Origin of the sequence: Pseudonocardia sp. McavD-2-B, from assembly GCF_024124365.1 — a bacterium.
GTDB classification, from domain to species: Bacteria; Actinomycetota; Actinomycetes; order Mycobacteriales; family Pseudonocardiaceae; genus Pseudonocardia; species Pseudonocardia alni.
In genome coordinates, this window is sequence record NZ_JAMXSG010000074.1 from 1 (window position 1) to 22,060 (window position 22,060).

Here is a 22,060-nt window from a genome sequence, read left to right on the forward strand (position 1 = left end):
GTGCTGCATCGTGCCGGTGCACCCCGGGGTTGCCCCGGAGTCGCGGGCCCCGGCCGGAACCGGGGCGGCCGCCTGCTCGTCCGTCCGCCGCCGCATCGGCACCGACGCTACCGGTCGGAGCGCCCCGCGGGCGCCCACCCGACGCGGTGACGGCCGGACGGCCGGGACGGCCCCGTATCGTCGGCCACCGTGAGCGCCGTGCCGTCCGAGGAGCCGCCCGGCGGGAAGCCGTCCGGAGGGCCGTGCCGGGCGACGCCGGTCGTCGCCGCGGTGGTCGCCGTCCTGGTGGTCCTCCAGCAGGTTCCGGGCCTGGTCTTCCGGCAGGGGACGCCGGTCCCGGTGCTGCCGGTCGGGCTGTGGCGGGCCTGGCTCCCGCTGATCCTGGCGGGGCTGGTGCTGCTCGCGCTCGCGGCGCTGTGGGGTCGCCGGCACCCGGGGCCGGCGGGCACCGTGGGCCGGGTCGTGGGGCTGCTGCTCGCGCTGGGACCGGCGACGCTGCTCGCCTACCGCGGGCGGCTCGTGGATCCGCTGGCCGTGTTCACCCTGGGGCTGGACCCGTCGGTGCGGACGTGGTCGGTGATCGACGTCGTGCTGGGGACGCTGCTCGCGGTCGCCCTCGCGGTGACGCTGCTCAGCGCCGTGGGTGCAGGGGGTCGACCCAGGGGACGTGCTCGGGGTCGGGCACCCCGGTGATGTCGAGGTTGACCACGATCGGCTCCTGACCGGAGCGGGTCAGCACGCACTCCAGCGGCTCGTCGTCGAGGGCGTTGATCTCCTGGTGCGGCACGAACGGCGGCACGAAGATGAACCCGCCCGGCCCGGCCTCGGCGATGAACTCCAGATTCTCGCCCCATTTCATCCGGGCCCGGCCGCGGACGACGTAGATGACGCTCTCCAGCTCCCCGTGGTGGTGCGCACCGGTGCGGGCGCCGGGGTGGATGGTCACCGTGCCCGCCCACAGCCGCTGCGCGCCGACCCGGTCCCCGGTGACGGCGGCGGCGCGGTGCATGCCGGGCGTCTGCGGGGTGTTGGCGTCCAGCATGTCGCCGGGGATGACCCGGACGCCGTCGTGGCGCCAGTCGGTGCTCATGCACCCGACCCTAGCCGCGGCCGGCCCGGAACCGGAACGACCGCGCACCCAGCTCGGTCTCCGGCCGTGCGAACCCGGCCGCCCCGAGCCGCCGCGGCAGCGTCGCCGGGTCGACCGCGGTCAGGGTGTCCCCGATGTGGATCGTCCGGAACCGCAGCGTCATCCGGGAGTCGATGCCCGCGAACGTCCCGCCGGGACGCAGTACCCGCGCGGCCTCGGCGAAGAGCCGGTCCTGCTCGCCGGGCGTCGGGACGTGGTGGAGCATCGTGAAGCAGACGACGGCGTCGAAGCTGCCGTCCGGGAAGGGCAGGGCGGCGCCGTCGCCGTGCCGGACGTCGACACCGAGCTCACCCCCGAGGCCCGCGCGCAGATCCTCGGCCAGCACCGGGTCGACCTCCAGCGCGGTCAGCGCCCCGGTGCGCGACGCGAGCCAGCGGGTGGTGACGCCGTAGCCCGGGCCGATCTCCAGGACCTCGCCGGTGAGGTCGACGCCGCGGGTGGCCCAGGGCAACGTCGTCCCGTGCATCCGGTCGGCCCAGGAGTCGGAGCGGCAGATCCGTCGGTGCAGCGCGTTCATCGCCATGTCCGCGACGCTAGGCGCCACCCGCGGTGGCCGGGAACCGCTGGGCTGCCGGATCGTGTCGCCGAGATGCGCGGGATCTACCTGTGGCCCGGCCGCTGCCCGATCGACCGGCCCGCACCGTGCGTGCTCGCGGTGGAGCCGCTGGTCGCGGGGCGCCCGGTCGGCGTGGTCGCCCGGCACCTCGGCCACGCGACGCCCTCGGCGTTCGTCACGGCGTTCCGCCGGGAGACCGGGACCACGCGTCGGCGGTGCTGCGCCCGGCCGGCGCAGCACCGCCGGACCTCAGGCGGCGGTGAGCAGCGTCAGCGCGAACCGCGCGTCGGGGTCGACCCAGCGCCGCGTCGTGGCGAACCCGGCGGCGGCGGCGAACGCGTCGACCGTCGCTGGGGTGAACTTCGCCGAGATCTCGGTGGCGAGCTCCTCCCCCGCGGCGAACGCGACGTCGAGGTCGAGGTCGGCGATCCGGACCCGCATGTCGCGTGTGGCGCGCAGCCGCATCTCGATCCAGGAGTTCTCCGCGTCCCAGACGGCGACGTGGTCGAACGCGTCGACGTCGAAGGTCGCGGCGAGCTCGCGGTTGAGCACGTGCAGCACGTTGCGGTTGAACTCCGCGGTGACCCCGGCGGCGTCGTCGTAGGCGGGGACCATCACCGCCGGGTCGGTGGCCAGGCCGGTGCCGAGCAACAGCTGCTCACCGGGCTGCAGCACCGAGCGGACGTGGACCAGGAAGTCGTGGCGCGGGCCGGGCATCAGGTTGCCGATGGTGCCGCCGAGGAAGGCGATCATCCGCTTCCCGCCGGGGTCGGCCCCGGGCAGCCGGTCCAGGTCGCGGGTGAAGTCGCCGACCACGCCGTGCAGCTCCAGCTGCGGGTAGTCACGGTGCAGCTCGTCGATGGCGCCGCGCAGCGCGGACTCGCTCACGTCCTGCGGCACGTAGCGGCGCAGCGTCCCGGCGCGGGTGAACGCGTCGAGCAGCAGCCGGGTTTTGGTCGAGGACCCCGACCCCAGCTCGACGACGGTGTCGGCGCCCGAGGAGCGGGCGATGTCGTCGACGGAGTCGGTGAGCAGAGCCCGCTCGGTGCGGAACGGGTAGTACTCGGGCAGCTCGGTGATCCGCTCGAACAGCTCGGACCCGCGGGCGTCGTAGAACCACTTCGGCGGCAGCTCCTTCGGCGACGCGGCGAGGCCGCGGCGCACGTCGGACCGCAGCGCGGTGTCGGCATCGGTGTCGGAGAGGTGGACGTCCAGCTGGATGGCGCCGGGAGTGCTCACGGAGCTCCTAGGTCATGACTCTCGTGGTGGCCCGGTCGGGCCACCACCAGGTGCCGGTCGGGCACCCGGGTCCAGTCGGGGAACGCATGGGTGGGTTCGGAGGCGACGGTGACGCCCGCCGGTCCGGCCCGGACGGCGAGTGCGTGCCGCCAGGCCGTGGCCCAGATCGTCGTGCCGTCGGTGAGCAGCAGGTTCAGCCGCGAGCCGGGTGCGCTCCGCTCGGTGTCGGCGCAGACCCGGGCCAGCAGGTCGGCGGGGTCGGCGCCGTCGGCGAGACCGCGCCGGACCACCGCCCACAGCAGCGCGGCGTCGGTGGGGGCGTCGAGGGTCATCAGGTCGGTGACGGGCAGCGCCGCCGCGGCGGCCGCGAGGGAGTCCGGCCAGCCGCGGACGACGCCGTTGTGGCTGAACAGCCACCGCCCGTCGGTGAAGGGGGCGGCGGCGGTCGCCGTCACCGGCATCCCGACCGTCGCCGAGCGGACGGCGGCGAGTACGGCTCCCGACGTCGTCGCCGCGGCCAGCGCGGCGTAGGAGGTGTCGGACCACAGCGGTGACGCCGACCGGACCCGTACCGGCGTCGTGCTGCCGGGCGGGTACCAGCCGGTGCCGTGGCCGTCGGCGTTGATCGTGCCGCCGCCGCGCATGTCGGCCGGGGCGTAGGACTGGGCGAGCAGCCCGTGCTCCGGCTCCAGGACCAGCGAGGCCAGCGTGGCCGGCTCACCCAGGTACGCGAGGTGCCTACACACCGGCGTCGCGGACCAGCCGGAATCCGGCGAAGATCTGCCGGCGGATCGGGTGGTCCCAGTTGCGGAACGTCGCCCGGATCGCCGCCGGGTCGGTGCCGAACGACCCGCCGCGCAGCACCGCGTAGTCCCCGCCGAAGAACACCTCGGAGTACTCGGGGTACGGGAACACGCTGAACCCCGGGTAGGGGTGCCAGCCGGAGTCGCACCACTCCCAGACGTCGCCGACCATCTGCTGCACCCCCAGGGCGGACGCCCCCGCCGGGTAGGAGCCGACCGGGGCGGGCTGGAGGTGGCGCTGTCCGAGGTTGGCGTGCTCGGCGCGTGGCTCGTCGTCGCCCCAGGGGAAGCGCCGCGAGCGGCCGGTCGCCGGGTCGTGCCGGGCTGCCTTCTCCCACTCGGCCTCGGTGGGCAGGCGCTTGCCCACCCAGCGGGCGTAGGCCTGCGCCTCGTGGAAGGACACGTGCACGACGGGCTCGTCGTCGGGCACCCGCTCGACGACGCCGAACCGGCGCCGCCACCAGGTGCCGTCGCTGTCGCGGGACCAGAACCGTGGCGCGACCAGTCCCTCCTCGGTGCGGTGCGCCCACCCGGCGTCGGTCCACAGCCGAGGGTCGTCGTAGCCGCCCGCGTCGACGAACGCCGCGAACGCGCCGTTGGTGACAGGGTGCACGTCGATCCGGAACGCGGGCAGGTCCACGACGTGCGCGGGCCGCTCATTGTCCAGCGCCCACGGCTCGGCCGAGGTCCCCATCTCGAACGGGCCCGCCGGGACGAGCACCTCCGCGGCCGGGTCGACCGCTCCGGCCGGGCGGGGCGGCGGGGCGGCGTCGAGCACCGGCCCCCCGGAGCGCAGCTGGTGGGTGGCGAGCATGGTCTCGTCGTGCTGCTGCTCGTGCTGCACGATCATCCCGAACGCGAAGCCCTCGGCCTCCAACCGGCGACCGCGCAGTGGGCTGCGGTGCAGCGCGTCGAGCGCCTTGTCCCGCACCTCGGCGACGTAGCCGCGGGCCTCGGCCGGGGTGAGCAGCGGCAGCTCGACCCGCGAGGAACGGGAGTGCTGGAACGCGTCGTAGAGGCCGTCGATCTCCGGGCGCAGCGGCTCGCGGCCGCCCACGTCGCGGACGAGCCACAGCTCCTCCATCGACCCGATGTGCGCGAGGTCCCAGACCAGCGGTGACATCAGCGGCGAGTGCTGGGCGGCCAGCTCGCCGTCGTCGAGGGCGGTGAGCGCGGTGCTGCGGTCGCGGGAGCGGCCCAGCAGCGCGGCGACGCGGGTACGCATCGTCTCCGGGCTCTCCCCCGGGGTCGCGGGGCCGGTCAGCGGTCCGGCGGGAACGGCGGGATCGGCGGTCATGCCACGTCCTCCTGGGCAGCCTGGTCGGCGGTGTCGACGGCGGACCGGCCGGGTTCTCGACCGGTCACCTCTCGTGCGGCGGGCGCGCCGGGCAGGGCGGAACCCAGATGGAGCCCCGGCGGGAACGGATCGGCGGTCGGGCCCGCACCCTGCTCGGCGGGGTCGGTGTCATCGGCGGGGCAGCGGCCCTGCAGCACGCGCCGCTCGGTGACCTCGCGCAGCCGGGCCAGCACCGCGCCCGGCCCGGTGGTCAGCGGATGGTCCGCGGCGGCCAGCACGTCGCAGGCCAGTGGGAACAGATCGGCGGCCGCCGCGGCCAGACCCGGGTGGTCCAGCCCGTGGCGGGCGGCGGCGACCCACTCGTCGCGGACCGGCTCGCACCGCTCCCGGACCCGGTCGACGACGGGGCCGGAGGAGGTGAGCGCCAGCAGCACCGCGGTCGGCAGCGCCCAGTCGTCGCCGGCCTGACCGTCGACGTAGCGCACCTCGAGGTAGCCGTGCGGGCGGACCGGCGGGAAGAGGGTCGAGACGTGGTAGTCGAGGTCGGCCAGTGTCGGCGGCCGGTCGAGGACCCCGCCGCGGGCGCGGCCGGACACCCAGTCGGCGAAGGTGACCCCGGCCGGCACCGACCAGGTCCCGGTGCCGCGCACGCACAGCAGCGGGGTGGTGACCACCCGGCGCGCCCAGGCGGCGGCCGGGTCGGTACCGGGCGTCGCGGTGGGCGGCGGCGCGGTCCGCGCGGGGTCGAGGCTGAGCCAGCACGCCTGCCGGGAGGACTTCCAGCCGGTGCGGCGGCCGTGCTGCACCGGCGAGTTCGCGAACGCTGCGAGCAGCACCGGGCCCAGCTCGTGCAGGACCGCCCAGCGTTCGGCGATCCCGGCGGCCGGGCCGGCGTCCAGGCTGACCTGAACCGCCGCCGTGGAGCACATCCCGCTGCGTCCGTGCGGGCCGACGCCGTCGAACACGCACTCCATGGCCGCGTAGCGCGGCAGGTCCAGCAGCCGCCGGGCGGGCCGGACCGGGTCGGCGGCGCGGTCGTGCGGGCGCAGGCCGTGCTCGGCGAGCAGACCGTGGAGGTGGGCTGCGTCGTCGCCGAGGGCGCCGAGGAGGGCCTCGAGCGAGTCAGCGGGAGCGCTGGAGATCTCGATCTGGCCGCCCGGCTCGACGGTCACGGTGCCGCCCGCGGGGAGCGGGGCCGCGTGCGAGGCGGGGTCCAGGGAGGCCGGGCGGTGCGGGCCGAGAGCGGCACGCACGGCGTCGAGGTCGACCGGGTCGGCCGGTCGACCGGGTCGGTGGAGCATCCATTCGATCTCGACACCGGCCAGGGTCGGGGGGCCGTGTTTGAAGCAGACCGAGGCCACGTAGGCCTCGGCCTCCCCCACGCTGCGGAGCACACCGTCGGTGCTCTGGTCGTCCAGGGTCACCACGTCGACGCTACCCCCGACGTGTGACACCCGCACGCGATGAAACCGTGGTCGTCGGCGCCGCCGGTGACCGGCGACACGACCGTCCACACATGCAGGACAAGCGTACGGAATACTGGGGAGCATGCCCCGCGTCAGCACCGACCAGCTCGCCGCACGCCGGCAGCAGATCCTCACCGGTGCCCGGACCTGCTTCGCCGACCACGGCTACGAGGGCGCCACCGTCCGGCGGCTCGAGGAGTACACCGGGCTGTCCCGTGGCGCGATCTTCCACTACTTCCGGGACAAGGAGGCGCTGTTCCTGGCCCTGGCCGAGCAGGACGCCACCCGGATGGCCGACGTCGTCGCCGAGCAGGGCCTGGTGCAGGTCATGCGCGACCTGCTGCGCGGCGGCTCGGACCGCAGCTGGCTGGGCACCCGCCTGGAGGTCTCCCGACGGCTGCGCACCGACCCGGAGTTCCGGGCCCGCTGGCAGGAGCACTCCGGCGCGCTGACCGCCGCGACCCGGGCGCGGCTGGAACGTCAGGCCGCAGCCGGCGCGCTGCGCGACGACGTGCCGGTGCCGGTGCTCGCCCAGTACCTGGAGCTGGTGCTGGAGGGGCTGGTCTCGCACCTGGCGATGGGGCTGCCCGCCGACGACCTCGGCCCGGTGCTCGACCTCGTGGAGAACGCCGTCCGCGCGCCGTTGATGCGCTGACCGCCCACGGCCAGCATGATCGGCGCCATGCCGTTCCCCTTCCACCCGGCGGGCGACGACCCCGTCCCGGCCGCCGTCCGCGGGTTCGCCCGGGCCCACGCCGACCTCGTCGCCCTGCACGAGGACCCGATCCACCTCCTCGCACGCCACCGGGCACCCGGCAGGCGGGTCGGGCTGGTCTCCGGCGGGGGTTCCGGCCACGAGCCGCTGCACGCCGGGTTCCTCGGCCGCGGGATGCTCGACGCCGTCGCCCCCGGGCCGGTGTTCACCTCCCCGCACAACAAGGCCGTGCTGTACGCGTCCCGGGCCGCGGCGGGCCCGGACGGGGTGATCCACATCGTCAAGAACTACACCGGAGACCGGATCAACTTCGGCATCGCGGCGGAGCGGCTGCGGATGGAGGGCGTGGACGTCGCCCGCGTCCTCGTCGACGACGACCTGGCCACCGACGGGCTCGACACCGCGACCGGGCGGCGCGGGACCGCGGCGACCGTCGTCGTCGAGAAGATCCTCGGCGCCGCCGCGGACAGCGGTGCCGGGCTGGCCGAGCTCGCGACGCTCGGTGCGGACGTCGCCGCCGCCTCGCGCAGCCTCGCCGTCGCCTCCCGTGCGCAGACCTCGATGCGCACCGGGGAGCCCGCGTTCGCCCTCGACGGGCGGCTCGACTACGGCGTCGGCATCCACGGCGAGCGGGCCCGGCGCTCGGTCGACCGGCCGCCCACCGAGGAGCTCGTCGACCGGATGCTCGACGAGGTCGTCGCGGGCCTGCCCGACGGCCCCGACCAGGTCGTCATGGTCGTCAACGGCATGGGGGGCACGGCACTGCTGGAGCTCTACGTGCTCGCCGAGCTGGCCGCCGCCGGGCTGGAGGCGCGCGGGCTGGAGCGGGTGGGCCTGCTCGTCGGCACGTTCGTGCCCGCCCTGGACATGGCCGGGTTCTCGCTCACCCTGACCCGGATGCGCCCGGAGTGGACGGGCCTGTGGGCCGCGCCGGCGCAGACGGCCGCCTTCCCTCGGACGGAGACCTCATGACCGGCCACCACCCCCTCGACCAGGACGCCGTGCTGGCCCGCTTCGCCCGGGCCGTCGAGGACGGCCACGGTGTGCTCACCGACCTCGACCAGCACTCCGGCGACGGCGACTACGGCGACAACCTGCGCGCCGGGGTCCGGCTGGCCGTCGCGCTGGCCGGGCGCGGACCGCAGCGCGGGTTCGGCGCGCTCGGCGAGGTCTTCCTCGACGAGGTCGGCGGCACCAGCGGCCCGCTGCTGGGCCTGCTGTTCTCCGAGATCGCCCGCGCGCTGTCCTACGGCTCGGCCGACACGGCCGCGTTCGGGTCGCCCGCGTCGTTCACCTCCCCGACCGGCAACATCTCCTGCCGGATCACCGGCGGCGCCGGGGACGGCGCCGTCCGCTGCGACGTCACCGCCCGCACCTGGTCGGCGGGTGACTGCCCGGACGCGGCGCTGGTCACCGGCGGACCGACGGGTGCTCGCACCGAGTGCGGCGGCGCGCCCGTCGGCTCCGGTGCGGCGGTGCTCGACTACGGCACCCACCTCACCGAGGGCGACGTCACCTGCGTGAGCTCCCGGACCGGCGTCGAGTGCCGCGACGCCCGCACCGGCGCCGGATTCACCGCGGCCCGGGCGGCGTACCGGCTCTACTGAGCCGACCGCTAGCGTCACCGGCCGTGAGCACCGCCGACCCGTCCGTTGTCGTCGAGATCTTCACCGACGGTGCCTGTGTCCCGAACCCGGGACCGGGCGGGTGGGGCGCGGTGCTGCGGTACGGCAGCCACGAGCGCGAGCTGCACGGCGGCGAGCCGGAGCGCACGACGAACAACCGGATGGAGCTGACCGCCCCGATCCCCGCGCTGGACGCACTGACCCGGCGCAGCGTCGTCCACCTGCACACCGACAGCACCTACGTGCGCAACGGCATCACCCAGTGGCTGCCGCGCTGGCAGGCCCGCGGCTGGCGGACCGCCGCCGGGGAGCCGGTCAAGAACGACGACCTGTGGCGCGAGCTCGACGCCGCCGTCCGCCGCCACGACGTCACCTGGTTCTGGGTGAAGGGGCACGCCGGGCACCCGGAGAACGAACGCGCCGACCGGCTCGCGGCCCGCGGCTGCGAGGAGGCGGGCGGACGCGCGTCCGGCACCCGGTCCACACGCGTCCGGTGACGCCGCCGGGATAACGTCGGCCGCGTGGCCGACTCGTTCCCCCGCCTGCACGCGCGCACCCGTCGCTTCACCCTCGGGGTCCCCCGTGGGTTCACCGTCGCCCCGGACGGGTCCCGGGCGGTGTTCCTGCGCAGCCGGTCCGGCACCGACCCGGTCACCTGCCTGTGGTCGATCGACGCGGTGACCGGCGCCGAACGGCTGCTCGTGGACCCGGCGTCGGTGCCCGGGCTGCCGGGCGAGGAGGACCTGCCGGCCGCGGAGCGGGCCCGGCGCGAGCGGGTCCGGGAGCAGGCGGGCGGCGTCGTCGGCTACACCACCGACGCCGCGGTCACCCGAGCCGTGTTCGCACTGTCCGGGCGGCCGTTCACCGTCGCGCTGACCGGGGAGCCGGACGTGCGGCCGCTCGACGTCGGCGACATCGAGGCCGTGGTGGACCCGCGGATCGACCCGAACGGCGCCCGGGTGGCCTTCGTCGCCGAGGGCGCGCTGCACCTGCACGACCTCACGACCGGCACGACGACGGCCGTGCTCACCCCCGACGGCGACGACGTCTCCTGGGGCCTGCCCGACTTCGCCGCGGCCGAGGAGATGGACCGCCACCGCGGGTTCTGGTGGTCCCCCGACGGCGGCGCGCTGCTCGTCGCCCGGGTCGACGAGTCGCCGGTCGCGCGCTGGCACATCGCCGACCCCGCGCACCCCGACCGCGTCCCGACCACGGTCCGCTACCCCGCCGCCGGCACCCCGAACGCCCGGGTGGGGCTGGTCGTCGTCGCGCTCGACGGCAGCCGCACCCCCGTGACCTGGGACGACGAGACCTACGAGTACCTCGCCACCGCGGGCTGGGACGCACACGGCCCGCTGCTGTCGGTCCAGCCGCGCGACCAGCGCGAGGTCCGCACCCTGGCCGTCGACCCCGCGACCGGGCGGACCACCACGCTGCACTCCCAGACCGACCCGGTCTGGGTGGAGAACGTGCCCGGCGTCCCGGCGCGCACCGCGTCCGGGGCGCTGGTGCGGGCCGAGGACTCCGGCGGGGCGCGCCGGCTCGTCGTCGGCGACGCCTACCTGACCGGCCCGGAGCTGCAGGTGCGCGGGGTCGTCGGCATCGACGGCGAGACCGTCCTGTTCCGCGCCTCGACGGAGCCGACCTCGGTGGCCGTCTGGTCGGTGACCCCGGGGTCCGAGCCGGTCGCGGTGACGCCGACGACCGGGGTGCACGCCGTCGCCGCGGCGGGGGGCACCACCGTGCGCGTGTCCCAGGACCTCGCGACGGCGCCGCACGCCGTGCTCGCCACCGCCGCCGGGGCCGAGCACCCGGTCGCCGGGCACGCCGTCGACCCCGGGTTCGACCCGGCCCCGGTGCTGCACTCCCTCGGTGAGCGGGAGCTGCGCACCGCGGTGTTCCTGCCGTCCGGCCACGTGCCCGGCACCCGGCTGCCGGTGCTGCTCGACCCCTACGGCGGCCCGCACTCCCAGCGGGTGCTGCAGGCCCGCAACGCGCACCTGACCAGCCGCTGGTTCGCCGAGCAGGGTTTCGCCGTGCTGGTCACCGACGGACGTGGCTCCCCCGGCCGCGGCCCGGAGTTCGACCGCGCGATCCACGGCGACCTGGCGGGACCGGTGCTGGAGGACCAGATCGCGGCCCTGCACGCGGCCGCCCAGGCCTACCCCGACCTGGACCTGGGGCGGGTCGGGATCCGCGGCTGGTCGTTCGGCGGGTACCTGTCCGCGCTGGCGGTGCTGCGCCGGCCCGACGTCTTCCACGCGGGCATCGCCGGCGCGCCGGTCACCGACTGGACGCTCTACGACACCCACTACACCGAGCGCTACCTCGGGGCGCCGGGCGGCGAGCCGTACCGCCGCTCGTCGATCATCGACGACGCCGCGACCCCGCCGACCGCGGACCGGCCGCACCGCCCGCTGATGGTCGTGCACGGTCTCGCCGACGACAACGTCGTCGCCGCGCACACCCTGCGGCTGTCCTCGGCGCTGCTCGCGGCGGGCCGGGCGCACCAGGTGCTGCCACTGTCCGGTGTCACCCACATGACGCCGCAGGAGGTCGTCGCCGAGAACCTGCTGCTGCTGCAGGTCGGGTTCCTCCGCGACGCCCTGGTCGCGCGGCCCCGGAGCGCGGACCACTCCGCTCCCGTGTGACTCCGGCCACATAGGGGCGCCGCGGCGGCCTGGTGCGCGGCGCCCGGGCCGGGCACGGACGAACGGGCGCCGCGCGGCGGGATCCGTCGTACGACACGCTGACGACGCCGGAACGAACGGTACGACGTGCGCCACCGGCGGCGTGACCGACGGACGGACGGGCGGACGGGGCGCCGGCACGCCGCGGGCGGGGCCCGCGCACCATCCCGCCGCCGGGCGCACATCATTGGGTGAAACACCTGTTTCGGCGACGGGCGACCACAGCACGCACCGGGGAATTCACCGGCCGGTCGCCGGACTGCGCCCCGCTCCGACATCGTCCGGCCGGCGCCGGAGATCGGCGCACCGCACGTCAGAGGCTCCGCCGGGGTCCGGAGCCGGATCGCCGTCACACCTCCGTTCCGTTGGGGAAATGCGTCGGCACTGCAGAGCAAGATTCATTTCGCTGCCATTCCGGCCGGCCCGACGACATTCTTTCATTGATCGTCCGCCGTACGGTGAACACCGTTTGCGGGTACCTCTGAGCTGCTGGATGTCCCTCTCGCCGCTACCATTGCGATCGGTTCGGAGCGAGCGGAATGCCGGGGTTGACACTCCTCCCCGGTCGGTGTGAAAGTGATCACCCAGCGGCCCGGGGAAATGAGATCCCGGGGGTGGGGTCACCTGCCCTCCCGAACCGGAACCGCACCCCACGATGACGTGAAGGGAGGTGATCGCCATGGAGCCGACCACCGACTGGGAGGCGCCGGAGTTCGAGGAGATCGGCTGCGCGCCCGAGGTGACGATGTACATCGCCCGTACCGAGGCGTGAGGCGACCCGACGGCCGGGGGCGCGCGAACCGCGGGCCCCCGGCCGTCGACACGGGAGGGGTGCGATGAGGATCCGGGTGCTGGGCGCCGCCGCGGGTGGCGGGTTCCCGCAGTGGAACTGCGGTTGTCCGGGCTGCCGCGCGGTCCGCGACGGCACACGGCCGACGACCCCGCGCACCCAGTCCTCGATCGCCGTCAGCCCCGACGGGGAGCGCTGGTGGCTGGTCAACGCCTCCCCCGACGTCCGCACCCAGCTCGCCGACTCCCCCGCCCTGCACCCGACCGGCGACCGGACCACGCCGCTGCACGGTGTCCTGCTGACCGACGCCGAGATCGACCACACCCTCGGCCTGGTCCTGCTGCGCGAGGGCCGCGGTGTGCACGTGCACGCCACCGCCGCGACGGAGCGGACCCTGCGCACCGGGACAAGCCTGCTCACCACCCTGGAGCGTTTCTGCCCGGTGACCTGGACCGAGGTGGTCCCGGGAGCGGAGCACGACCTCGGCGGGCTCGTCTACCGGGCGTTCGACGCCCCCACCGCCAAGCACGACCGGTTCGCGCCACCGCCGGCCGGATCGGGCACCGGCACCGACGGCACCGGTCGCGTCGTGGGGTACCGGTTCACCGACCCCGCGACCGGGCGGTTCGCCGTCCATCTTCCGGGCGTGCAGGAGCTGACCCCCGCGGTGCTCGCCGAGATCGACGGGGCCGACCTGCTGCTCGTCGACGGCACCACGTGGTTCGACGACGAGATGGTCCGGCTCGGGCTGGCCGCGAAGACCGCGCACGACATGGGGCACCTGCACGTCGGCGGTCCCGGTGGGAGCCTGGAACGGCTCGGCGGGCTGCGCGTGGGCCGCACGGTGTACGTGCACATCAACAACACCAACCCGATGCTGCTGGACGACTCCGACGAACGCGCCGAGGTGGAGAAGGCCGGCGCGCTCGTGGGGTACGACGGTCTGGAACTGGAGGTCTGAGTGACCGCATCCGACGCACTCGTCGAGCGGCTGCGGGCGCACGCCGCGAGCTATCACAGCGCCCACCCGTTCCATGTCCGCATGAACGACGGGACCCTGACCCCCGACCAGATCCGCGGTTGGGTGGCGAACCGGTTCGCCTACCAGGAGGCGATCCCGGTCAAGGACGCCGCGATCCTGTCGAACTGCCCGGACGTCGCGGTCCGGCGGCGCTGGATCAGGCGGATCACCGACCACGACGGGACGGCCGAGGACGGGCCCGAGAGCGGCGGCATCGAGGCCTGGCTGCAGCTGGGTGAGGCCTGCGGGCTGACCCGGTCGGAGATCACCGACCACCGCCACGTGCAGCCCGGCGTGCGCTTCGCCGTCGACGCCTACATCACCTTCGCCCGGACGAAGCCGTGGGTCGAGGCGGTCGCCTCGTCGCTGACCGAGCTGTTCGCGCCCGACCTGATGGCCGAGCGGCTGGCCGCGTTCGAGAAGTACTACACCTGGATCGACCCGGCCGGGCTGCAGTACTTCCGCAACCGGCTGTTCCAGGCGCCCCGCGACTCCGAGCACGCGCTCGAGGTCGTGCTGGCGCACTGCCACACCCCGCAGGAGCAGGACGCCGCGGAGGCCGCCCTGTCGTTCAAGTGCGACGTCCTGTGGGCGGTCATGGATGCGATCGATCATGCCTACGCGTGACAGCGCGACCGGCGCCGCGAAGGTCCCCCCGCAGCGGCGCGGCGACGGCACGGGCCGGCTGCCCGTGGTCACCGGGGAGTCCCGGCCCCGGCTGGGCCGGCACGTGCGGATGCGGCCGGACCGCCCGACCGGCGGCTGGGTGCTGCTCGGGCCGGAGACCGTCGTCGTGCTGAACCGGACGGGGCACGCCGTGCTGCGGCTGTGCGACGGGCAGCGCACCGTCGACGACCTCGTCGCCGCGCTGGTCGAGGACTTCGACGAGACCGACGCACTGACCGTGGGCGATCAGGTCCGCGATTACCTCGGCCGGCTCGCGGCGCGCAACCTGGTGGCCCTCGGATGACCGCCGCCGCCCCCCGCCCGTTCGGGCTGCTCGCCGAGCTGACCTACCGCTGCCCGCTGGCGTGCGCGTACTGCTCGAACCCCATCGAGCTCGCCCGCTACGACGACGAGATGACCACCACCGAGTGGCAGCGCGTCTTCACCGAGGCCGCCGCGATGGGTGTGCTGCAGTGCCATCTGTCCGGCGGCGAGCCGCTGCTGCGACGTGACCTGCCCGAGCTGGTCCGCACCGCGTCCGAGCTGGGCATGTACACGAACCTGGTCACCAGCGCCATGGGTCTGTCCCGGCCGCGCGCGATCGAGCTGCGCGAGGCGGGCCTGGACCACGTGCAGGTCAGCGTGCAGGCCGACGAGCCCGCCACCTCCGACCGCATCGCCGGGATCCGCTCCTTCGACCGGAAGCTCGAGGCCTGCCGGCTGGTGCGCGAGCTGGGCTGGCCGCTGACCGTGAACGTCGTGCTGCACCGGCAGAACATCGACCGGATCGCCGAGATCGTCGACCTGGTCGAGCGGCTCGGCGCGGACCGGGTGGAGCTGGCCAACACCCAGTACTACGGCTGGGCGTGGCGCAACCGTTCGGCGCTGCTGCCGACGCGCGACCAGCTCGACCGGGCCGAGGTGGTCGTCACCGCGGCCCGCGCCCGGCTCGCGGGCCGGATGGAGGTCGTGCACGTCCTGCCCGACTACTACTCGGCGTACCCCAAGCCGTGCATGGGCGGATGGGCGCAGCGGCAGCTGACCGTCGCCCCGGACGGCGACGCGCTGCCCTGTCCGGCCGCGCAGACCCTGCCCCTGCCGCGGGCCTCGGTGCGCGATGCCGGCCTGGCCGAGATCTGGTCGTCCGCACCGCTGTTCACCGCCTACCGCGGCGAGGACTGGATGCAGGATCCGTGCCGCACCTGCGACCGGCGGGAGGTGGACCTCGGCGGCTGCCGCTGCCAGGCGTTCCAGCTCACCGGCGACGCCGCGGCCACCGACCCGGTCTGCCACCTGTCACCGCAGCACGACCTCGTGACCGACGCGGTCGCCCGGGCGAACGGACCGGAACCGGTGGACGTCGAGCTCGTCCCCCGGCCCCACCGCTGACCACGGAGCGTCCACCACCGTGGACGGCCGATCCGGACCGGCCGCATCAGCGCAGGTGCCGGACGTCCCAGAACCGGTGGTCCGGGGCGTCGTCGCCGGTGTCCTCGCAGACGGGTGCCGGCTCCGCGAGCAACCGGTGCAGGTAGTCGGCCACCCCCGTCGCGACACGGCGGCGCTCGTCCTCGTCCGGCCCCGCGACGACGACCTGCCCGCGCACGCCGCCCGGCTCCGGCACCGTGTCGACGACCAGGGCGTTGCCGCCGCCGTCGACCGCCAGCGGCCACCAGCCCGGATCCCAGTAGCGGGCCCGCACCGGGTCACCCTCCCGCACGGTGATGTGGTCGTCGTCCCCGTCCTCGATGACGTCGAGCCACCCGCGGTACTGCACGACGGCCTCGTCGAGCGGGACGAAGCGGTAGGTCGCGGGGAAGATGCTCGTCGCTACCTCGGGCCGGGGTCCGGGGGCCCGTGGGTGGTCGTTCAGCTGACCGTCGGCGAGCAGGTAGAGCGCGGCCAGGTCGGCGGGGAACGGCGCTCCGAACACGGCCTCCGCGGCCCGGACCTCCTCCGCCGAGGCCGGCGGGCGGACGTTGGCGGTGGCCGGGAACCCGGCCTCGTCGAGCGCGCGCAGCCAGGCGGTCCACACCTCGGCGAGCCCGGCGGACGACGGGGAGGAGTCGCTCATGGGGGCAGCCTCGCACGGCGAGGCGGGCCCCGGGCGCGGACGGTGGAACCCTCTGGCAAGGTCGTGGCGCACCACAAGCCTCCTCCCCGTCCGGCCGGAGGAGCACGTCTCCCAGGAGGTCTCCCGTGACCGCACCGCAGAAGCCCGCCGTCGAGATCGTCGACGGCCCGCTGCCCACCGAGCTCATGACCCAGGACCTGGCCGTCGGCGACGGCCCCGAGGCCAAGCCCGGGGACACCGTCGCCGTGCACTACGTCGGCGTCTCGCAGTCCACCGGCCGCGAGTTCGACAACTCCTACGACCGCGGCCAGCCGCTGCAGTTCGGCCTCGGCGCCGGCCAGGTCATCTCCGGCTGGGACAATGGCGTCGCCGGGATGAAGGTCGGCGGCCGCCGCCGGCTCGTGATCCCGCCGCACCTGGGCTACGGGGCCCAGGGTGCGGGCGGCGTCATCGCCCCGAACGAGACCCTGATCTTCGTCTGCGACCTGGTGGGCGTGCGCTGACCGCGCTCCTGCTGATCTCCGACACCCACCACCCGAGCCGCGGGGCGGCCCACGCCGGTGGGCTCCCCGGGCCGGTGTGGGAGGCCGTCGACGCCGCCGACGTCGTCGTGCACGCCGGTGACTGGTGCTCGGTGGAGCTGCTCGACCGGGTCGAGGGCCGCGCGGCCCGGCTGCTCGCCTGCTGGGGCAACAACGACGGCGACGCGCTGCGCGCCCGGCTGCCCGAGACGGCGCGGGCGACCCTCGACGGGGTCCGGGTCGCCGTCACCCACGAGACGGGCCCGAAGCAGGGCCGCGAACGCCGGGCGCTCGCCGCGCACCCCGAGACCGACCTGCTGGTGTTCGGGCACTCCCACATCCCGTGGGACTCCACGGCCGACGGGCTGCGCCTGCTCAACCCGGGGTCACCGACCGACCGGCGCCGGATGCCGGCCCACACCTGGATGACGCTGACCCTGCACGACGGCCGCATCGACGACGTCGTGCTGCACCACCTGTAGCGCCTCCTCAATCGTCGTCATCGTCGTCGGGCTGCTGCTGCCCCGGCGCCGGGTCCTGCTGCGCCGGGACGGCCGGGGGCTGCCGGTCGTCGTCGTCCATCCGCGTGACCGCCGGCGGGCCGCCCGCGTCGTCGTCATCGTCGTCGCGGGCGCCCTCGCCCGTGCCGAACACGAGGACCAGGCCGATCACGGCGGCCACGACCACGAGCGCCGCGGACATCCGGTTCTTGGTGAGCATCGTCCCTCCCTGCGGGTGCTCAGTCGTCGACGGGGACGCCGCCGAAGACGGTGAGGCTGATGACGAAGTAGGCGATGTAGAGCGCGAGCAGCACGACACCGTGCCAGCGGCGGATCCGCCCGGTTCCGAGGAACACGGCCGAGAGGACGGTGAGTCCGAGCAGCACGGGCAGGTGCCAGACCAGGGCCGTCGGGTCGACCACGATCGCCCCGCCGACCAGCAGGATCACCCCGAGCTTGCCGGTCACCGAGAACACGACGCTGCCCAGGACGTTGGCGACGGCGATCTCCGGCGCCCCGCGGCGGGCGGGCTCGACGGTGATCAGGAGGTCCTCCAGCGACAGGGCCAGGGTCGCGATCGTGACCCCGAAGACCGTGCCGCTGATCGCCCAGGTCTCGAGGATGCCCTCGGTGCCCTGCCCGGCGATCAGCGCGCCGACGACGAGCCCGATCAGCGCGATCACGGCGAACAGGATCGTCCGGCCGGGCGGCTGTGCGCGCGCGGCGAGGAAGCCGTCGTCGACACGCAGGTCCTCGGGCAGCCGGAAGCCGGGGGCTCCGGTGGTCGCGTCGGCCCGGGGCGGACCACCCGACCCGGCCGACGCCGTCGCGCTGCCGCCCGCGCCGACACCGGCCTTCTCCAGCTGCTCGTAGACCTCAGCGTTGCGCCAGACGGGCCGCCGGGCCGAGTACTCGCGGTAGGCGATCCAGCCGACGAAGGCGACGAACAACAGGATCAGCACGACGCCGGTGCCGGCGGTGAGCAGCCCGCCGAGCGCGAGCAGGAACATCACCACCGGAGCGGCGACGTAGAGCGCGAGGTAGTCGCGCGGGACCTCGACGCGGGTCGGCGCGATGATCGCGGCGAGCGCCAGCACGATGCCGGTCAGCGCGATCGTGGTGCCGATGACGGCGCCGAGCGCGACGTCGCTGAGGTCCTCCATGTTGAGCACGACGCCGAACGCGAGATCGTCGAACTCGATCCCGGTGAAGACGACGGCGATCAGGAACAGCGAGATCGCCCACCGGCTCGCCACCCCGACCAGATAACCGATGAGCTTCTCCGCGCTGTAGACCAGCACGGCGACACCCAGAACGAATTCGATCACCGGGATCATGCATCAGCCCCTCGCTACGATGCCAGGATCAACTGATCGTGAACGGGATCACCTGCCGATGCAACACTTGACACGGCAGACGCCATCGTCTCCGCAGGTCACAGGCACGGCGCGCCGAGCAGCACCGGACACGGGTCCGCCCCGGTGTCCGATGGGGAACCGGACGCCGGGGCGGAGCACTGCCCGCCGGGGAGCGTGGGTCTCAGTCGCGCGGCGGCGCGCTCACCCGGTGGTCGGCCTGCTCGTCCTGGGCCTCGATCCGCGCGGCCTCCTCCTTGGTGCGGGCCAGCGGCGGCGCGGTGATCCCGCTGCCCTGCTCGGCCAGCTCGGGCTTCATCCGGACCGCGATGAGGCTGGCGACCGTGGTGACCGCGAGGACGCCGACGATGACGCCGAGCGAGAGTCCGATCCCGACCTCGGGGACAGGCACCGGCTGCCCGCCGTTGATGAAGGACAGCTCGTTCTCGTGCAGGGCGTGCAGGGCGAGCTTGACGCCGATGAAGGCGAGCAGCACCGCGAGGCCGTAGGACAGGAAGACCAGCTTGTTGAGCAGCCCGCCGAGCAGGAAGTAGAGCTGGCGCAGCCCCATCAGCGCGAACGCATTCGCGGTGAAGACGAGGTAGGGCTCCTGGGTGAGGCCGAAGATCGCCGGGATCGAGTCCAGGGCGAACATGATGTCGGTGACGCCGATGGCGATCATCACGATCAGCATCGGGGTCAGCCAGCGCTTGCCGTCGATCTTCACGGTGGTCTTGGCGCCGTGGTAGTCGTCGGTGACCGGGAAGGCCTTGCGGACCCACTGCAGGACCCGGCCCTCCTTCCACTCCTCGTCGTCGCCGCCGGCAGCCTGCTTGACCAGCGAGACGGCGGTGTAGACGAGGAACGCGGCGAAGAGGAAGAACACCCAGCTGAAGCGGTCGATGACCGCCGCGCCCGCGGCGATGAAGATGCTCCGCATAATCAGCGCGATCACGATGCCGACCAGCAGCACCCGGTGCTGGTGGAGGACCGGCACCTTGAACGCGGACATGATGATGAGGAAGACGAACAGGTTGTCGACCGACAACGAGTACTCGGTCAGGTAGCCGGCGAAGAACTCACCGGCGTAGGTGCCCCCGGAGAAGAACCAGACCCCGCAGCCGAACGCGACGGCCAGCACCACGTAGAAGACGACCCAGCGGGTGACCTCACCCAGGGTCACGGCGTGCGGCTTGTGGTCGTTGAGCCACAGGTCCGCGCCGATCACCAGCACGAATCCGACGATGGTGACCAGCCAGACCCACAGGGGCACGTTCACGAAGTTCCTCCAGACCAGGGCAGCATCAGACAGCCCGAGGTCTCTCCCGCCACGGCAGCCCGTTCCTGCGGCTGCCGGGTGTGGCCGGTGGTGCCGGGTCCGCTCGCGAACCACGCTCGCGACGACACCGTGCTGACGACACCACCGCGGTAGGGATACTCCCCTGCGGTAGGTGAAGTGTCCTCCCTGGTCCGTTGCATGGCGAGTCGGGGTGACCCAGGGCACCCGGTCGGGGCCGGAACTCGTCCTTTGTGTCCGGTTCAGCGGCGCATGCGACGGCTGAGCCGGACCATGTCGATCTCCTCGCCGAGGTCGGTGATCGCGTGCACGACGAGACGGGAGTCGGTGCCGCCGGAACCGGGGACCACCGAGCAGCGCAGGTAGGCGTAACCGAGGTAGCGGGTCCGCGACCAGGTGACGGTCTCGGCCTGCTTCTGGTCGTCGGGGCCGGCCAGGAAGCTCGTGACCGGCGCCTGCTCGGTCTCGTGGCCGCGGACGCTGTCGGTCTCGCCGGGCTGCCAGCGGTAGCGGGGCCGTCCGCCGGAGCCGACGCAGACATAGGTGGTGCCGTCGGTCTCCGGGTGGACGGTGGAGCGGTCCGGCGCCGGGCGGGTGGGGCGGCCGTCGCGGATGGGGTCGGTGCGCTCGTACTGGTGGTTGTGGCCCTGCACGCACAGGTCGACCCGGTAGCGGTCGCACAGGGGCGCCAGCGCCCGTCGCACCCCGGCGTCGGAGGCGTGCGAGCCCGAGGTGGCGAACGCGCAGTGGTGGAAGAACAGCACGATCCACTCGATGTCCGGGTCGGCGCGCCAGCCGGCCAGGGTCCGCTCCAGCCAGGTCAGCTGGGTCCCGCCGGAGTAGCCGGCGTTGGTCGGGATCTCGGTGGAGAGGTCGTTGGCGTCCACGCTGACGACCCCGACGGTGCCGTGGGTGAACGCGTACACCGAGGGGCAGCCGCGGGGGCCGGTCCCGGGCAGCGCGAGCCGGGCGGCGTGACCGGCGTAGCCGTGCGCGGGGCCGTCGGCCCGGTTCAGGTCGTAGAGCGCCTCCATGTCGTGGTTGCCGGTGGCGAACATCCACGGGGTCGACGCGGCCGAGCGTTCGATCGCGGCGAAGTAGGTGCTCCAGACGGTGGGGTCGAAGCTGTCGTGGGCCTCGTCGTCCTGCCGGGCGCCGTTGCGGACGGGCCTGCCGGCGCCGGAGGGGTCCGCGTAGCAGATGTCGCCGGCGAGCAGGTGGAACGCGGGTGCCTCCGCGGCGACGAGCGCGGTCAGCGACTCCGCGGGCGCCGGGCTGCGGTGGGTGTCGTCGGGCTTGTAGTGGTTCGGCTCCCCACCGGTGCTCACGCCCTGGTCGGCGAAGGCGGTGAAGGTGAACCGGTGCCGGGTGCCGCGGGGTGCGGCCGTCCGGAAGGTGCTGGTGGCGGTGGTCGTCGTCGTTCCGCCGGGACCCTCGATGCGGAACCGGTAGACGTAGCGGCTGCCGGGGGCGAGGCCGTCGGCGCGGGCGTGGGCGAACCACTGGCGGGTGCCGCGGATGCTGCCGTCGACCTGCGGGACGAGGCTCTCCAGGGGGCGGACCTGCACCGGGAGGGTGAGCCCGAACCCGGAGTCGGTGCCGACGTCGACGACCATCCGGCCGGGCGGCGGGGCCGCGGTCAGCTCCCCGGAGAACGACATCGAGCGGGCCGGGTCGGGCCCGTAGGCCAGGTGCCGTCCGACGACGGTGACCGGCGCGGGTGCGGCGGCCGCGGCCACCCCGCGCGCCCAGGGCGACCCGGACGCCGCGAGCGTCGCCAGGACTCCGGCGCCGCCGCGCAGCGCGGTGCGCCGGCTGACGGGGTGGCGTCGCAGGAAGGCGGCGAGCCAGTCCTGCTGGTCGGCGATCGTCATGTCGACGGCGAGTGCCCGCGGGACACCGACGCCGGGGGTCTCTCCGGTGGGGTTGACGCTCACACCCGGTGACGGTGCCGGGCCACGGCTTCCGGTCGGCGTTGCACGGCGGAACGTCGGGTGAACGCCCGGCGACACCCGGGGGTCACGCGCCGTTGGTGCGGCATTCATCCCGGGTGCCCGGTTCGCCGGGGCCGGTGCCGGTTCCCGTGCCGGACCGGTGCCGTGCGGCGGGCGTGGCGGGACGCACCCGCCGCCCGGCGACGCGGTCGCGGCGATCTGCGTAGTTTCGATGACGTGCACGTGCTCCCCCGGACCCGGTGGGTCCGTACCCCGATCGTGGCGGCGACGGTCGCCGCCCTGGTGCTGGCGTTCGCCCCGGCCGCGTCGGCCGCACCCGGTGTCCCGGTCGCCGCGCCGG

24 protein-coding genes are annotated in these 22,060 nt (G+C 74.4%); 13 read left to right on the top strand and 11 right to left on the bottom strand.

Annotated elements, in window-relative coordinates:
* The first annotated feature begins 189 nt into the window (after window positions 1–189).
* Entirely contained in the window at window positions 190–693 is a 504-nt protein-coding gene (locus NH602_RS12455) for a hypothetical protein (RefSeq protein ID WP_253067910.1), read from the top strand.
* Here the strand turns inward: NH602_RS12455 and NH602_RS12460 are convergent.
* From NH602_RS12460 to egtA, 6 genes are all read right to left on the bottom strand, one after another.
* A complete protein-coding gene (locus tag NH602_RS12460; RefSeq protein WP_073574745.1) occupies window positions 632–1,090 on the bottom strand; it encodes a cupin domain-containing protein in 459 nt (152 codons plus the stop codon). The two genes, NH602_RS12455 and NH602_RS12460, sit on opposite strands and share 62 nt — an antisense overlap.
* Before the next feature lie 10 nt (window positions 1,091–1,100).
* A complete protein-coding gene (locus NH602_RS31640) occupies window positions 1,101–1,673 on the bottom strand; it encodes a class I SAM-dependent methyltransferase (RefSeq protein WP_305882429.1) in 573 nt (190 codons plus the stop codon).
* Window positions 1,674–1,955: 282 nt separating this feature from the next.
* Window positions 1,956–2,945: an L-histidine N(alpha)-methyltransferase gene (gene egtD, locus NH602_RS12470; protein ID WP_253067911.1), complete on the bottom strand. Its 990-nt coding sequence runs from the start codon at window positions 2,943–2,945 to the stop codon at window positions 1,956–1,958.
* Window positions 2,942–3,691 (bottom strand): ergothioneine biosynthesis protein EgtC, encoded by a 750-nt coding sequence (gene egtC, locus NH602_RS12475; RefSeq protein ID WP_073574742.1) that lies wholly within the window; start codon window positions 3,689–3,691, stop codon window positions 2,942–2,944. Before egtC ends, egtD begins: the two co-directional genes overlap by 4 nt.
* Window positions 3,684–4,973 (bottom strand): ergothioneine biosynthesis protein EgtB, encoded by a 1,290-nt coding sequence (gene egtB, locus NH602_RS12480; protein ID WP_374210157.1) that lies wholly within the window; start codon window positions 4,971–4,973, stop codon window positions 3,684–3,686. The genes egtC and egtB overlap by 8 nt, the downstream gene beginning before the upstream one ends.
* Before the next feature lie 68 nt (window positions 4,974–5,041).
* Window positions 5,042–6,469: an ergothioneine biosynthesis glutamate--cysteine ligase EgtA gene (gene egtA / locus NH602_RS12485; RefSeq protein WP_253067912.1), complete on the bottom strand. Its 1,428-nt coding sequence runs from the start codon at window positions 6,467–6,469 to the stop codon at window positions 5,042–5,044.
* Window positions 6,470–6,593: 124 nt separating this feature from the next.
* Between egtA and NH602_RS12490 the strand changes: the two genes are divergently transcribed.
* The 10 genes from NH602_RS12490 (at window position 6,594) to pqqE (ending at window position 15,407) form a co-directional block, all read left to right on the top strand.
* A complete protein-coding gene (locus NH602_RS12490; RefSeq protein WP_073574739.1) occupies window positions 6,594–7,166 on the top strand; it encodes a TetR/AcrR family transcriptional regulator in 573 nt (190 codons plus the stop codon).
* A gap of 27 nt (window positions 7,167–7,193) precedes the next feature.
* Window positions 7,194–8,198: a dihydroxyacetone kinase subunit DhaK gene (locus NH602_RS12495; protein WP_179762680.1), complete on the top strand. Its 1,005-nt coding sequence runs from the start codon at window positions 7,194–7,196 to the stop codon at window positions 8,196–8,198.
* Window positions 8,195–8,833 carry a DAK2 domain-containing protein gene (locus NH602_RS12500; RefSeq protein WP_253067913.1) on the top strand — a complete coding sequence of 213 codons (639 nt, stop codon included), beginning with the start codon at window positions 8,195–8,197 and terminating at the stop codon, window positions 8,831–8,833. The genes NH602_RS12495 and NH602_RS12500 overlap by 4 nt, the downstream gene beginning before the upstream one ends.
* Window positions 8,834–8,856: 23 nt before the next feature.
* Entirely contained in the window at window positions 8,857–9,348 is a 492-nt protein-coding gene (gene rnhA / locus NH602_RS12505) for a ribonuclease HI (RefSeq protein ID WP_253067914.1), read from the top strand.
* A 24-nt stretch (window positions 9,349–9,372) separates the two neighbouring features.
* Window positions 9,373–11,502, top strand: a complete 2,130-nt coding sequence (locus tag NH602_RS12510) for a prolyl oligopeptidase family serine peptidase (RefSeq protein ID WP_179760214.1) — start codon at window positions 9,373–9,375, stop codon at window positions 11,500–11,502.
* A gap of 718 nt (window positions 11,503–12,220) precedes the next feature.
* Entirely contained in the window at window positions 12,221–12,313 is a 93-nt protein-coding gene (pqqA, locus tag NH602_RS12515) for a pyrroloquinoline quinone precursor peptide PqqA (RefSeq protein WP_073577122.1), read from the top strand.
* Window positions 12,314–12,377: 64 nt separating this feature from the next.
* The gene (gene pqqB / locus NH602_RS12520) at window positions 12,378–13,292 is read left to right on the top strand and encodes a pyrroloquinoline quinone biosynthesis protein PqqB (protein ID WP_179760215.1); all 915 of its coding nucleotides are present in this window, start codon (window positions 12,378–12,380) and stop codon (window positions 13,290–13,292) included.
* Complete coding sequence (gene pqqC / locus NH602_RS12525; protein WP_062402795.1) at window positions 13,293–13,979, top strand: pyrroloquinoline-quinone synthase PqqC; 687 nt, start codon at window positions 13,293–13,295, stop codon at window positions 13,977–13,979. It abuts the gene before it with no gap.
* Window positions 13,966–14,322, top strand: coding sequence for a pyrroloquinoline quinone biosynthesis peptide chaperone PqqD (pqqD, locus tag NH602_RS12530; protein ID WP_073576967.1), 357 nt, complete (start codon window positions 13,966–13,968; stop codon window positions 14,320–14,322). Before pqqC ends, pqqD begins: the two co-directional genes overlap by 14 nt.
* Entirely contained in the window at window positions 14,319–15,407 is a 1,089-nt protein-coding gene (pqqE, locus tag NH602_RS12535) for a pyrroloquinoline quinone biosynthesis protein PqqE (protein WP_179760216.1), read from the top strand. Before pqqD ends, pqqE begins: the two co-directional genes overlap by 4 nt.
* Before the next feature lie 46 nt (window positions 15,408–15,453).
* Here pqqE and NH602_RS12540 read toward each other — a convergent pair whose 3' ends face one another.
* Entirely contained in the window at window positions 15,454–16,092 is a 639-nt protein-coding gene (locus NH602_RS12540; RefSeq protein ID WP_073576969.1) for an SMI1/KNR4 family protein, read from the bottom strand.
* A 185-nt stretch (window positions 16,093–16,277) separates the two neighbouring features.
* Between NH602_RS12540 and NH602_RS12545 the strand changes: the two genes are divergently transcribed.
* The gene (locus NH602_RS12545) at window positions 16,278–16,595 is read left to right on the top strand and encodes an FKBP-type peptidyl-prolyl cis-trans isomerase (RefSeq protein WP_073577123.1); all 318 of its coding nucleotides are present in this window, start codon (window positions 16,278–16,280) and stop codon (window positions 16,593–16,595) included.
* The gene (locus NH602_RS12550) at window positions 16,592–17,095 is read left to right on the top strand and encodes a metallophosphoesterase (protein ID WP_073577124.1); all 504 of its coding nucleotides are present in this window, start codon (window positions 16,592–16,594) and stop codon (window positions 17,093–17,095) included. Before NH602_RS12545 ends, NH602_RS12550 begins: the two co-directional genes overlap by 4 nt.
* Before the next feature lie 7 nt (window positions 17,096–17,102).
* Here the strand turns inward: NH602_RS12550 and NH602_RS12555 are convergent, their stop codons facing one another.
* The 4 genes from NH602_RS12555 to NH602_RS12570 all read right to left on the bottom strand — a co-directional run bounded on the left by NH602_RS12555 (window position 17,103) and on the right by NH602_RS12570 (window position 21,702).
* Complete coding sequence (locus NH602_RS12555; protein WP_073576970.1) at window positions 17,103–17,333, bottom strand: hypothetical protein; 231 nt, start codon at window positions 17,331–17,333, stop codon at window positions 17,103–17,105.
* 19 nt (window positions 17,334–17,352) lie between these two features.
* Window positions 17,353–18,450 (bottom strand): sodium:calcium antiporter, encoded by a 1,098-nt coding sequence (locus tag NH602_RS12560; protein ID WP_179760218.1) that lies wholly within the window; start codon window positions 18,448–18,450, stop codon window positions 17,353–17,355.
* A 202-nt stretch (window positions 18,451–18,652) separates the two neighbouring features.
* Complete coding sequence (locus tag NH602_RS12565) at window positions 18,653–19,747, bottom strand: TerC family protein (protein WP_179760219.1); 1,095 nt, start codon at window positions 19,745–19,747, stop codon at window positions 18,653–18,655.
* A gap of 260 nt (window positions 19,748–20,007) precedes the next feature.
* Window positions 20,008–21,702, bottom strand: coding sequence for a metallophosphoesterase (locus NH602_RS12570; protein ID WP_253067915.1), 1,695 nt, complete (start codon window positions 21,700–21,702; stop codon window positions 20,008–20,010).
* Window positions 21,703–22,060: the final 358 nt, after the last annotated feature.

Excerpts from the sequence above, each read along its gene's own strand:
- NH602_RS12460 (WP_073574745.1), bottom strand. The coding sequence starts at position 1,090 with ATGAGCACCGACTGGCGCCACGACGGCGTCCGGGTCATCCCCGGCGAC.
- NH602_RS31640 (WP_305882429.1), bottom strand. The coding sequence starts at position 1,673 with ATGGCGATGAACGCGCTGCACCGACGGATCTGCCGCTCCGACTCCTGG.
- egtB (WP_374210157.1), bottom strand. The coding sequence starts at position 4,973 with ATGCGTACCCGCGTCGCCGCGCTGCTGGGCCGCTCCCGCGACCGCAGC.
- NH602_RS12490 (WP_073574739.1), top strand. The coding sequence starts at position 6,594 with ATGCCCCGCGTCAGCACCGACCAGCTCGCCGCACGCCGGCAGCAGATC.
- NH602_RS12495 (WP_179762680.1), top strand. The coding sequence starts at position 7,194 with ATGCCGTTCCCCTTCCACCCGGCGGGCGACGACCCCGTCCCGGCCGCC.
- NH602_RS12500 (WP_253067913.1), top strand. The coding sequence starts at position 8,195 with ATGACCGGCCACCACCCCCTCGACCAGGACGCCGTGCTGGCCCGCTTC.
- pqqA (WP_073577122.1), top strand. The coding sequence starts at position 12,221 with ATGGAGCCGACCACCGACTGGGAGGCGCCGGAGTTCGAGGAGATCGGC.
- pqqB (WP_179760215.1), top strand. The coding sequence starts at position 12,378 with ATGAGGATCCGGGTGCTGGGCGCCGCCGCGGGTGGCGGGTTCCCGCAG.
- pqqD (WP_073576967.1), top strand. The coding sequence starts at position 13,966 with ATGCCTACGCGTGACAGCGCGACCGGCGCCGCGAAGGTCCCCCCGCAG.
- pqqE (WP_179760216.1), top strand. The coding sequence starts at position 14,319 with ATGACCGCCGCCGCCCCCCGCCCGTTCGGGCTGCTCGCCGAGCTGACC.
- NH602_RS12540 (WP_073576969.1), bottom strand. The coding sequence starts at position 16,092 with ATGAGCGACTCCTCCCCGTCGTCCGCCGGGCTCGCCGAGGTGTGGACC.
- NH602_RS12545 (WP_073577123.1), top strand. The coding sequence starts at position 16,278 with ATGACCCAGGACCTGGCCGTCGGCGACGGCCCCGAGGCCAAGCCCGGG.
- NH602_RS12555 (WP_073576970.1), bottom strand. The coding sequence starts at position 17,333 with ATGCTCACCAAGAACCGGATGTCCGCGGCGCTCGTGGTCGTGGCCGCC.
- NH602_RS12560 (WP_179760218.1), bottom strand. The coding sequence starts at position 18,450 with ATGATCCCGGTGATCGAATTCGTTCTGGGTGTCGCCGTGCTGGTCTAC.